Here is a 12,275-nt window from a genome sequence, read left to right as displayed (position 1 = left end):
GAATGAATCATCCGGTTTTTATTTTGCTTTAGATATTATTTTTCAATTGCATGGTCGAGGCTAATACGTCCAGCACCGTGAAGCATCAAGAAGAATAAACCACCTGCCATTGCAAGATTTTTCATAAAGTGGATGCCATTGTTATATTGTGCTGCTGCATCAGCCCCACCTTGGTGAAATAAGAACGCAGTTAAGATGCTAAAGATCCCAAGACCAAAAGCTGCGAAACGTGCTTGGAAACCAAATAACAACGCTAAACCACCACCGAACTCAACCAGAATAACTAATGGTAGAAGTCCACCTGGAACACCCATTGCTTCCATATATCCTGCAGTTGCTGCATAACCGGTAATTTTCCCCCAACCAGCAGCAAGAAAGATATAAGCGATAAGAAGACGAGCAACAAGGCTAATAAAACTGTCTGCGCCTGGTTGCGTCACGATATTTTTGACCACCACATTTGGATTAAACATATTGCCACCTTTATTTAATGCTTATTTGTTGATGAACTTATTCTAGGTTTGGGACATTGATAATTAAATACTCAAAATCCATATATATCGTTGCACAAATAGGATGATCAATTTGTATATTTTTGATGTTTTATACTGACTTTCTATAGGCTCGCTGCTAGGATTTGAGCACGGTTTACCACTTAATCATCTCATGGAACTTCTTGATTTTATTCTACACGTTGATCAGCATCTCGCCGAATTTATCACAAATTACGGGACGTGGATTTATGGCATTTTATTTTTAATTATTTTTGTCGAAACCGGTTTAGTGGTTATGCCGTTCTTACCGGGTGACAGCTTACTGTTCGCAGCAGGTGCTTTAGCGGCTTCTACAGGCACAATGGACCCTTGGTTACTGGGCATTCTACTCTTCATTGCCGCGGTTTTAGGCGATACAGTGAACTATCATATTGGGCGTTTTATCGGTCCACGTGTATTTGAGATGAATTCACGCTTTATTAATAAGCAACATTTAATTAAGACTCATGAATTCTTCGCCCGTCATGGTGGCAAGACTATTATTTTTGCACGTTTCATTCCATTTGCTCGTACCTTTGCACCTTTCGTTGCTGGCGCTGGCAGCATGAATTATAAGTTTTTCTTAACTTATAACGTAATTGGCGCATTCTGTTGGGTAGCTTCTTTTGTCACTTTAGGCTATCTCTTCGGTGGACATCCACTTGTAAAAGATAACTTTACCCACCTTATTTTTGGCATCATTATTATTAGTATTTTACCGGGTGTGATCGGCTTCATACGTCAAAAGCTAAAAAATCGAAAAGCTAACGTTTAAAGAGCAATTAGAAAAAACGGAATACCACCGGAAGCATACATAAAATAAGTAACATGGCCGATCCTTTATATAGATGATCGGCCTTTATTTTTTTCATTGATCCCGTCAATAAAGCACGTCCGAAAAACATCCAGAAACTTGCTGCTGGAATAAGAATCAAAGTAAAAGCAGCCAGAACCATGAGAAAATTTTCAGGCGAATTCCATGTTTCAGCGGGGAAAATACCTGCGGCAAAAAGTAAAGACTTAGGATTTTTTAAAGTTGAGAAGAATAATTGACGTGGGCGAATATTACGATGATTTTGGCTAAATTGTTGTAAATGCGTGGTTTTCCATAAGCGGAATGCCATCCAGAATACATATAATACGCTAGTGATGTGCAAAATAAGCAGTAGTGCAGGCCAAACCGGATCTGCCAAATGAATGAACACCGCCCAAAAACTAATGCCATAAGCGTAGCCCAACCATTCCATTGGAATAAGCCAGAATGTTTTAGATAAACCTTGTGAGTGAGCGGCGGTTGCAAGTAATGCGTTTGTCGGGCCCGGAATAAGTAAAACAGCCAACATTGCTAATACAAAAAACCAGCTCTCAATCATATAATTTCCACATTAGTAAAGATGCGGCAACATTAAACGAAATGGGCAAAATATAGCAAGTTTAGAGCGTATTCTGATTAGAAAGAATACAAGTTATTCTAAGGCTTATCTTTAAAAAATTATTGATTTATAATAATTTTATTATGAAACATTTTGCTAAACTTTATTCATCACAATATGCAATTAGTTAGCATATTGTGATGCAAAACCGATGATTAATTCGTCTTTTTCCGAACAATAATTGGACAATTCTTGAACTGAGCAGCCTGAACAATGGCTTCTTGTTGACCTAATACACGTGAAAGTTCGGTGTTTTTGGTTGAAGAAGATTGTCCCATATTGACAGAGATGGATGGGCCGAATCCCCAACCGCCTCGTCCCCAGCCACCGCCAAGCCCGAGCCCAACGCCCATACCTGTACTTTTTGGTGTCTGTACACCATTGTCGATATATTGTTGAATACGGTTATATTCACTTTGTAGTTGCTGGCAACTCAAAGATTGATACTGCGTCGGAGACACATAAGTCGGTTTTACCGTTGTAGCACAAGCGCTCAATAGTAAAGTGGCCGCTGCCAAAGGCACAATATATAAGCCTTTCATCATTTTTCTCTTATCGTTTTGGTTCAATTTCGCTGAACAATGCCTCATAAGACTGAGTCAATTTGTGTTCTGGCGCTAAGTGAGCCAAAGGTAAATTTTTCTGATGTGATTCTTTCATCAAAATCGAAGGCGGTAACATGCTATTGAGCACGGGTAACCCTTCATCTTTTAACTGTTGAACCACTTCCCGAGGTAGCTTTGCTTGGGACTGGAACTGATTCACCACAATTCCTTCAATTTCCAAGCGATCATTATGATCATCTTGCGTTTCGAGAACATTTTCAATCAATGTTTGTAAAGCACGCTTTGAAAAGACATCACAGTCGAAAGGAATCAGGACCTTATCTGCTGCAATTAATGCAGACAATGTGAAAAAGTTAAAGGCTGGAGGTGTGTCAATATAAATGCGGTCATAGCGCCCAACCAAGCTTTGAATAGAGTCACGCAATTTATAAATTTTATGTTTGCTTTCAAGTGCATGTTCAAGAGCACCGAGCGTAGGGCTAGCCGGAAGCACATCTAATTTTGCAAAGGATGTAGAGTGTACAAAACTGTCGAGATCTTTGTTGCGTGGAGCTTTTAGAATTGAGCCCAGTGCGTTCCCAATTAAACCTTTTTGTTGATTATTTCCCAGCACATCTTCAAAGAAGTTTTCAATATTTGGTTCTAAAACTGCTTTATCAGCAGCGTATGTTGCTTCTTCGCCTAAAAGGTATTGGCTTGAATTGGCTTGAGGATCAAGATCGATAACCAAGGTCCTTAAGCCATGTTTGGCACTAATGGCAGCCAAATTTACAGTAATACTTGATTTCCCTACACCGCCTTTTTGGTTAAACACCACACGAGTTAACATGTTTCCCTCTACATATTTTTTTACTGTATGCAGTTTAACCTAGAGCTTACGCAAAAAGGCAAAGAATGTAGAACAATTAAGCAAAAACAGGTTTCACTATCACCAGAATAATAATGGCAACAAATGCGATTGCACTAATGACCAAACCCGCACGGCGCTGAGCTAGTAAAATAGTGTCATCCTTTTTAAAGGCTTTCATTAAAGATGATAAGAGCACTAAAAATAAGATAATTTTAGCGTAGAACCATGGCTGTACCTGAAAGTTCTTCATCACCAGTAAAATTGCTCCGGTAATGAAAACCACGGTAAATGACAAATGCTGTAAAGCAACTAAAGCTTTACGCCCTGCTGGGTTAGGTTGTTCACCTTGTACACCAATAAATAGTGTAGAAGCGCGTAATACAAAAACCATAAGTGCGGCTGCTACCGCAGTCATATGGATAATTTTAGTGAGTAAATGTGCATCCATAAACTAAGCCCTTAGCTTTTAGGTGCATGTGCACATTCTGGACTCGCTGGCGCTTGGCCTTGCCACTCACTTGGTAAATAAGCGTGGATTGCTAAAGCATGAATTTGTCCTGGATTCATTAAATCAGAAGCCAAGGCATAAACTTTTTGATGACGCTGAACCAAACGCAAGCCGTTAAATTCTTCACTCACCACAATCACTTTAAAGTGGGATTCTTTACCAGGAAAATAACCACCGTGGCCGGCAGACTCATTAATGACTTCTAAATGGCTAGGTGCAAGGGTCTGTAACCGTTCAATCAACTGTTGCTCAAGGCTCATAGCTTTTCCTTTTACGATTATTCGTATATTTAGACCTAGTATACCCTGTCTACACATAAACAAAAGTTGCTCTTGTACGCTTTGACTGCAAACAAAATGTCTATTTATTCGGCAACTTATCAATAAAAATAACTCTAAATACTCAATTCTGTTTTTATTTTATGCAATCAGCATAATTATTTGCATAAAGTTGTTGACCCTTGTTTTGCTTAATGTATTATAAGCGGCACGCGGGAATAGCTCAGTTGGTAGAGCATAACCTTGCCAAGGTTGGGGTCGCGAGTTCGAGTCTCGTTTCCCGCTCCAGATTGGTTTTTTTTGAGAAAGTTTTAGTAAAAACTGCTCATACATGCGGGAATAGCTCAGTTGGTAGAGCATAACCTTGCCAAGGTTGGGGTCGCGAGTTCGAGTCTCGTTTCCCGCTCCAAATTCAAAAGGCACTTATCGGAAGGTAAGTGCCTTTTTCTTTTGATCTGTTTATATATTTAGAATTTCAAAATCGCTCATTGCAGTGATTTAAGTTAGTTATTGTTCGCAAGGTTCTAGAGTTATTCGATGTGTAGATATATAAGGTAATAATTGAAAACAATCTATATTAAAGCTTTCTAGGCAATGACTCTGCTGTAAACATAGGGAAAAGATAAAACTATAATTGTAGATATAACTTTTAAAATGATACTGCTCGGTTCTTTGCACATCATTCTTGGTTAAATCGCAAAATTGTATATGTTCAGGTGATACATGAAAGTTGAGCTTCTTTAAATGACGGCTCATTCCTTCACCAGTACATTTAATATAGGATTCTTTTAAGGTCCATATTTGAAAAAAACGCTGATATACACTAGTTGGATTAGTCCATTCATTTTGCTGAATCCATTCAATTTCACTTGGCGCTAACACGCTATCGACACGCCTCCATTCGAACTCATGGTTCATTCTTTCAACATCGACTCCTATTTCTCCTTTTTCTGTCACAGCAAGGACAATAAGGTCCGCTGAGTGACTAAGATTAAAATAAATAGCCTTATTGCCTCGTACAAATGGTTTGCCGTTAGGTTGTAATTGAATGATGACCTCATGGGGTGAGATACCCAACTTATCTGATAAAACAGACTTCATTAACACACGAGAAATTAAGAAAAGTCGTGCAGCATGAGGATGATATTGATCATATCTCAGCTTTTCTGCCGCATTGAGAAAGCTGAGATAATGACTCAATATGAGATGGTTGTCTGGTACCCGTGAAATTGGGCAAACATAAACCTGTACGTTCGCTACATCAGACATCACTAAGCTGTGCTGTAGTGCTGATGTACTTTGTCAGAACTGGTGTAAGGTAATCATAAACCGCTTCTACATGGGTAACGTGTGGATTATGACCTGCACCAGCGATGATATGTACCGGGATATCTGGACTGATTGGGGTAACAATTGGATCTTTCTCTCCCACAATAATCTCGATTTTAGATCGAAGCTCAGAAAGCAAAGCTGTCTGTGCTGCGCGCTGCTGCGGTAAATTAATGTGGTGCATGTACTCACTAATATGCTTAGACACTGACATGCGGCGTAGTGAATCCATCGCATATCTCACTGACAGATTTTGTTGCCCCTCTGGATGTAAATCTTTAGCAATCACATCTTTCGGCACAAAACGGAAAATGAGTTTAGATATCGCTTGTATCTGAAACATTTTTGCAGCCTGTGCCTGAACAAAATAAGGTGATATAAGGATAAGGCGTGCAACTTTATCTGGATATTTCTTTGCAAGATTTAATGCAAAAAGACATCCTAATGAGTGGGCAATCACCACACTATTTGGTGCCAAAAGCTCTGCCGCAGTATCAATAAATTGATGGTTATTATCTTCCATCATTTCATAACTACCTGAACGCCCAAGTCCCGGTAAGTCCATCATAGCGACCTGATCATAAGTAATTTTATTGATGATTGGAGACCAACATGCACTATCAAATGGAATGCCGTGTAAAAATAATGCAGAAACTTTTTCTGAACCAACTGGCTGTTTAGTATAAATTTCTGTCCAATAGCGGTTCTGATAGCTAAAAGAATTAGGTGTTGGTACTTGCATACGACCAAAACGTGTAAACACCAAGCGATCAATCCAGCGAGAAAAATAAGGCATGATACTGATCAGGTCTGCGATGCCCATCTTCGCCGCCATCGCCTCTGCCCCAGCAACATGGTAGTGCTCGGTAGAAATGAAAGAAAGTTGCTCTTTAGAACCGTCAAGTAATACCTCTGGTAATTTCTCGAGCAAAACTTTAGGTATTTGTAAATGTGGTGAGCTAACTCCCAAATGCTCAGCAGCTAGGTGAACTAGGCGATGAAATTTGGGTGTCGCAGGATCAAGCAGCATATATTCCTGAGCAATAGTTTCAGGATAAGACATCGTTCGGATCAGAAAGCTCACGATATATTGCATATTGCATAGTGGCAGGAATGTGTCACGGCCACCAGGTAATGCCAGTAAACGTCCCTGATAGAGCTTATCAATCATGTCAGCAATACCGATATATTGCATATCGCCATAATTATAAAAACCATCAATGACTGTCGCCGGATTTATTGCAGTCCATGGCACATTTAAACGCTTACAGGCCTCGATGAAAGCTTGATGCCCTAGAATTTTAGAAGCCTCATAACCACCATGTTTGCAATACAATTCATCAGCCGATTCTTGCGGCGGCGCAGCCACACGATACCCGCCAATCCAGATAAATCGCTCAAGCTGCTTCAATGTTGCAGCCCACTCAATCAAAGCAAGCCCTGATTTAATATTGGTACGCTCAGCTTCAGCTTTGCTAATGCCCCAATTAAATGATGCTGCGAGATGATAAATTACATGGATTTTTGTCTGGGCGTCCGATAATAGAGAGTCCAGCTTAAAATCGCGGCTTAAATCATATTCAACAAAAGATATAGATGGATCAGCCAGCCCTTGGGTTGCAATGAAACCTAATAGCTTATCTTTCTTGGTTGCAGCATTACGCAGCGCAGCAATCACCTGATGACCTTCACGCAGAAGTTCAACGATCAATCTGCTGCCAATAAAACCTGCTGCACCTGTTACTAATATGGTCTTCCGTGAAAAATTATCTTTTTTTGCGTTATTTAAATTATCCATAAATCACCTTATTAGGTACTGGGCACTCCAGCATTGTTTTGAAGCGAGTTATCTTAAAAGTTATATCGAACCTGGGCATACACCAGACTGTTATCTCTAAATTGTCCTAGTACCGTATCATTTCTGCCCCAGAAGCGATCTCCACCTGCATTTAACTGCCAGTGATCATTGAGGTTGTAGTTAATACGTACTCTCAACAACTCATTAGGCTCTGGTGCAAAATAGAATCCTGTAAACTCTAACTTTAAATTTTCATTCAATAGGTTAAGCGCATAACGCAGCATAGCTCCATACTGATCTTGCTCATATTGGTCGCTGATTGTTTGCTGATAACGGTAAACTTCTCTCAATAATGGATTTGTTAGGCTATCGGCGGACTTCACATCCTCCGTATGTTTGTACACGCCTACTAAACTCAGCGTAGAATTTTTTAATGACCATTCCGGCCCCATAACCACAGTTAAATTATTTTTCTTATGGGTAAGATCTTCGCTGTCATTTGAGTCAGTCTTTGTATATGCAGCTTCACCGCGCCACACGAGATCGTTATGGTTATAACTGAAATCAAACCCATAGACGGACATAGGGTTATTTTTCAGTTGCAATGTGGCCTCCCCTGTTGGAGACGCTGAAAGAACTGACAGATCAGGCATATGATCTAAACCTGAGAAATACGATGCCCCTACATCTAGACCATCTACAGAATAATCCCAACGCATTGCAAATGCAGGACGGCTCTTACGGTCTATGTCATACTGAACACCAGCAATCTGACGCAATGGAATCACATCTGAACGACTACGCGGATACCACAATGCCGTCCATTTATTGGTTCCAGATTCAGGAATATAAGTCAATTTGATTGCATCATTTCCTAGACGTTGATCTGTCTCGTCTGGTACTAGACGCGTATAGTCACGGGGCGATAGGTTATCCGTTGGGTTAATTCCATCTGCTCTCCCCCAGACGACAATCTGACGACCAACATCGACATAGACGGTCTGGTCCCAATTATATGACGAATACAACTCACGTAAGTTACGATTTACCTTACTCACCTGATCTGGGTTTACAGTGTGGTCCGTTTCGTCTGAAACCACTATGTCGTAATGCAGCTTAAATGCAGGGTTAAATTTGAGTGTACCATTGGACCAGAAACTTGCTTGCCCAATGTTTTTTAACGAACTTAAATCACGATCTGATGACCACACATCGAGTCTAGCTGAGTTTTGGCTCACAAAACTCATTTCGCTGTCATCTGCATAAGTATGCTGCAGTAGCATAAAGCTACTGCAGCAGACAAATACCCAATAGGCACCTTGCGTCATTTCTCAAGACTCTGCGGTGAGAAAAGCTTATCGGACAAGGTTTTTTCTGCCGCAAAATCATTGACGATCACTTGTGTCATATGTTGAGTTTGCAGATTCTTCGCCATAGATTTCATGGCTTGCCATCTTGGTTTCACTTTGCCATAAGGACGGATATCGGTGAATTCAATATGTTTTAATGGTTTGCCTGCTGTATCCCAAATGTCGATGGTTGCTGTAACAAAGTTGTCTTTGAGTATGCACATACGACGTTTGCTATAACCAAAGTCACTTTTCACCGTATTATTAATTGGCGTTGCTTCAATCATGTAGCAATCTTTGCCATTAAATTTGCTATCTGCCAGTTTCGTGTATTTCCAGTCACTGAGCTTATAGCCAAGAACATCACCATAGCTAAAGTCCGTACCAATAAAAGCATCACCTTTATTCGCCGATGCAAGACGGCGTACTTTTTTCAATGCAGGCAAATAGACAAACATACTATCGCTGCCTTTTGCATTTTCAATTAACAGCGTCGTGGTTCCTTGGACATCTGCTGGCGAGATAAACTCAGTCAAACGCATGTTGTTCTGAGTATTTCCAGCAAGCTTGGTCATATTTTTAGTTAAACGTACACGTTGCTCGCCATTTTTAGAGGTCAAAATAAATTTGGCGCTAGCTGTTGAAGACAAGAACTTAGAGGCATCATCACTACGATTAACAATATCTTGAACTTCATCTGCATGAGATGTTTTAGGCATCGACATTGTAAGCGCCGTACCTAACAAAAGGCTTGTCACCACAGTTTGTGCAACAGGAATGCTCTTCTTCTTTGAAGAAAAGATAAAACGAGGTTTTAATATTAGAATCATTGTAGGTACCATAATTAAGGTTGTAAATACACTGAAAAGCATCGCAATCACAATAAACATCGCGAGCCATTGATGGACGTGGAAGCCTTGTGATAAGGACAATACGCCATACCCACCGGCAACCGCAGTCGCGACAAAAAGAGAAGCCTTACCAGCAGTACTTAAAGTTTTACGAATAGCGTCTTTGATATCGCCGCCTTCTTCGCGCAAGATTTCACGCAAGCGGTAGAGGAAGTAAATGGCATAATCCGCACCAATACCTACAGCCATGGCCGAGATGAGAGAGTTCGGAATATTGAGCGGAATGTCGAGCCAGCCCATCACGCCAAAGATGGCAAGAATTGAGAACAGAAGTGGAGTCAGAACAATCAGTCCAGCTGAAATCGAACGGAAAACCAGTGCTGAAATAAAGAATACGGCAAATGAAATTTGTAGAATGTTCATGAGCTTGCCGTGAACCATCGTTTCAGTCAAAGCAATGGTCTGCGTTACATCACCACCAAAACTTACTACAGCCTTATCACCCAATTGACCCGCCATATACGTTTTTAGCGATTCAAGAATTTCTTTAATACGATGATTACTGCCTGTTTTCAGAAGAATCGTGATCTTGGCATAGCGCTGAGTGGTATCAATGTATGAATCAAAATCAGTCGGCTCACCAGACATTGAATACAACAGCAGATACTGAGCAACAACGTCTTTGGTTGCAGGAACCTGAAATGCCTGTGGTTGATCGGCATTCATTGCCTGATTCATTCGTTTGATATAGTCCACGATAGAGATGGTTTTACCGACCTCTGGAATTGAGTTCGCGAACTTTTCTGTATTATCAATCGCTTTTAAGATTTCAGGGTTTTCAATACCATCACGAACTTTGGTATCAACCATAATGTAAAGGCTGTTTGTGCCACCAAGAGACTGATTCAAGAATCTGTCGTCTTGTTGCATTGGTAAGTCGCGAGAGAAGAAATTACGGCTATCGTTGTCTACCACAATACGGCTCGTGCCGATAGCAAGGAAGATGCCCATTGCCGCAATCGCAGTCATTAACATCATTCGTGGACGAACTGACAAAATGACATCACCAATACGGTTTGGAATCCAATCCCAAATTGGCAAGCCTTTGCGTTTGACCTTCACAACCGAAGGTGGTGGCAACATTGAGCGGAGTGCCGGAATAAAAGTCATCTCAATCACCAGCGTACTGATGATCCCGATCCCTGTAAAAATACCGAATGAACGAATCGTTGGAATGTTGAAGGTCAACAGAGAGAAGAATCCAGCCGCTGCAATACCACCAGCCAACACCATAACCGGACCAACACGAACCAAAGACTGCACTACAGCTTCGCTATTGGCAGCTTTAGGTTCCATCCCTTGAGCAATCAGACGATCAAAATCTTCATAGTAGCGCTTGAGCAACTGCACGGCGTGCCCTGCTGCAATCGCTAGAATCAGAATTGGTGTAGGCGAGTTAAAGATATCCATTGGCTGTTTGAACAAGCCCATCATGCCCATACCCCATGCCACAGCCAACAAAGCTGTAACGAGCGGCAGAATCAAACCTTGCTTGCTGCGGAATGCTTCAAAGTGCAATAAACCAATCACTAATACGGCAATCGGGAACAAGATATTGATACGCTTAGAGTAGTCTTCAGCTTTATCCAGATACACAGGATTGCCACCGACACTGATGGTCATATCTTTAGATTGTTCGCTTTCTACGATTTTATTAATCGGGCCCATCATTTTCTGGAAGCCCTCTGGACTTTCCTCAAGCTCAAGCAAAATCGCAGCAGTTTGTTGATCTTTAGATACCACTGAATTCATATAGGTTGGATTCAGTGCCAGCAGTTTTTTCAGGTGATCGATATCTTCTTGAGTGACTGAACTACTCGGCAATAGTTTCTTGGCATCGAACCCTTCTGCATTCGCCTCGATACCTTTTGCCTGACGTGCAGCCAGACTCATCATCGTGGAACGGACCACGCCCGGTGCATTATCAACTTCTTCGGTAATGCGTTTGACTTTCTCCAATACTTGCGGCTGATAAATATCACCCTGCTTCGGGGTAATACCAATCACGACCATATATTTGGAGCCGAATTTCTTTTCAATCAGCTTGGTCGAGGTGATGTAGGGATGCCCTTTAGGCGCAAGTGCATCTGGGTCAATAATAATTTTTACACCAGATGCCAGATATGCCAGAGCAAGTGTTAAGAGCATCACCACAGTCAAGACAATACGGCGGTGGCTAAGAATCCAACGCGCGTATTTCTCCATCATTTGTTGAGTCTTACGAGGTGGTTTATTGGCCTCGTGAGTTGGTTTATTTTCATTGCCAACCGACTCATAGGCTTCACCCTTCTGAGCCAATGCTTGAAGATTGTCGACATCTTTTTTGAACTGGGCGAGCACCATCTTTTTTAGCAGTGCTGGCGGCAATACACCAAAAAAACTACCTGGCTCTGCTTCAAACACCCATTCAATCCATGTACCTTCCGGATGTGGTTTGAAACGGTAAGTACCTGTGTAGTGAAAGGGCCCCTCCACTACTTTAAACGCATACAATTCGTTCGGTACCAGATGTGTAATTTCACCTTTAAAGGACATTTCACGACCAATAAAGTTAAAACCGATTTCGTACTTACTGCCCACACGCGGAGTACTGTCTAGCAATTCAGAATGCTTACACGACAATTGCCAACCTGCATCATTGGCCGGGTTTGCAAGGTAGTTGAAAACCTTGTCAATCTTGGCCGGTATGAGGAAAGCATGTTCTATGGTCACCATAGTGG

The 12,275-nt window shown here is 41.2% G+C and carries 11 protein-coding genes and 2 tRNA genes; 3 read left to right on the top strand and 10 right to left on the bottom strand.

The annotated features are described in order from the left end of the window. Positions 1 to 35 precede the first annotated feature (35 nt). Complete coding sequence (locus GO593_RS07245) at positions 36 to 473, bottom strand: DoxX family protein (protein ID WP_000483007.1); 438 nt, start codon at positions 471 to 473, stop codon at positions 36 to 38. Between the two features lie 193 nt (positions 474 to 666). On the opposite strand from GO593_RS07245, the gene GO593_RS07240 reads away from it, so the two are divergent. Beyond that, positions 667 to 1,308: a DedA family protein gene (locus tag GO593_RS07240; protein WP_000421341.1), complete on the top strand. Its 642-nt coding sequence runs from the start codon at positions 667 to 669 to the stop codon at positions 1,306 to 1,308. Positions 1,309 to 1,315: 7 nt separating this feature from the next. Here the strand turns inward: GO593_RS07240 and GO593_RS07235 are convergent, their stop codons facing one another. The 5 genes from GO593_RS07235 to GO593_RS07215 form a co-directional block, all read right to left on the bottom strand. Next, a complete protein-coding gene (locus tag GO593_RS07235) occupies positions 1,316 to 1,906 on the bottom strand; it encodes a LysE family translocator (RefSeq protein WP_000573143.1) in 591 nt (196 codons plus the stop codon). Between the two features lie 215 nt (positions 1,907 to 2,121). Continuing rightward, positions 2,122 to 2,508, bottom strand: a complete 387-nt coding sequence (locus GO593_RS07230) for a hypothetical protein (RefSeq protein ID WP_000677531.1) — start codon at positions 2,506 to 2,508, stop codon at positions 2,122 to 2,124. Positions 2,509 to 2,518: 10 nt separating this feature from the next. After that, positions 2,519 to 3,361, bottom strand: coding sequence for a ParA family protein (locus GO593_RS07225; RefSeq protein WP_000957990.1), 843 nt, complete (start codon positions 3,359 to 3,361; stop codon positions 2,519 to 2,521). Positions 3,362 to 3,437: 76 nt separating this feature from the next. Continuing rightward, complete coding sequence (locus GO593_RS07220) at positions 3,438 to 3,830, bottom strand: SirB2 family protein (protein ID WP_000338675.1); 393 nt, start codon at positions 3,828 to 3,830, stop codon at positions 3,438 to 3,440. 11 nt (positions 3,831 to 3,841) lie between these two features. Beyond that, positions 3,842 to 4,150, bottom strand: a complete 309-nt coding sequence (locus GO593_RS07215) for a BolA family protein (protein WP_000051228.1) — start codon at positions 4,148 to 4,150, stop codon at positions 3,842 to 3,844. 230 nt (positions 4,151 to 4,380) lie between these two features. Between GO593_RS07215 and GO593_RS07210 the strand changes: the two genes are divergently transcribed. Continuing rightward, positions 4,381 to 4,456: transfer RNA gene (locus GO593_RS07210), tRNA-Gly, on the top strand. A gap of 45 nt (positions 4,457 to 4,501) precedes the next feature. Beyond that, positions 4,502 to 4,577, top strand: a tRNA-Gly gene (locus GO593_RS07205). Positions 4,578 to 4,675: 98 nt separating this feature from the next. Here GO593_RS07205 and GO593_RS07200 read toward each other — a convergent pair. The 4 genes from GO593_RS07200 to GO593_RS07185 are packed head-to-tail and all read right to left on the bottom strand — an operon-like array spanning position 4,676 to position 12,270. Continuing rightward, positions 4,676 to 5,437 carry a 4'-phosphopantetheinyl transferase family protein gene (locus tag GO593_RS07200; RefSeq protein ID WP_001286027.1) on the bottom strand — a complete coding sequence of 254 codons (762 nt, stop codon included), beginning with the start codon at positions 5,435 to 5,437 and terminating at the stop codon, positions 4,676 to 4,678. After that, positions 5,430 to 7,295, bottom strand: coding sequence for an alpha/beta fold hydrolase (locus GO593_RS07195; protein WP_000369415.1), 1,866 nt, complete (start codon positions 7,293 to 7,295; stop codon positions 5,430 to 5,432). The genes GO593_RS07200 and GO593_RS07195 overlap by 8 nt, the downstream gene beginning before the upstream one ends. Before the next feature lie 53 nt (positions 7,296 to 7,348). After that, the gene (locus GO593_RS07190; RefSeq protein ID WP_000191725.1) at positions 7,349 to 8,623 is read right to left on the bottom strand and encodes a hypothetical protein; all 1,275 of its coding nucleotides are present in this window, start codon (positions 8,621 to 8,623) and stop codon (positions 7,349 to 7,351) included. After that, positions 8,620 to 12,270 (bottom strand): outer membrane lipoprotein-sorting protein, encoded by a 3,651-nt coding sequence (locus GO593_RS07185; RefSeq protein WP_000256265.1) that lies wholly within the window; start codon positions 12,268 to 12,270, stop codon positions 8,620 to 8,622. The genes GO593_RS07190 and GO593_RS07185 overlap by 4 nt, the downstream gene beginning before the upstream one ends. Between the last annotated feature and the right edge of the window lie 5 nt (positions 12,271 to 12,275).

Origin of the sequence: Acinetobacter baumannii (assembly GCF_009759685.1) — a bacterium.
Taxonomy (GTDB): Bacteria; Pseudomonadota; Gammaproteobacteria; order Pseudomonadales; family Moraxellaceae; genus Acinetobacter; species Acinetobacter baumannii.
The sequence above is the reverse complement of the archived record's forward strand: the minus strand, read 5'-3'. Positions and strand labels throughout refer to the sequence as shown.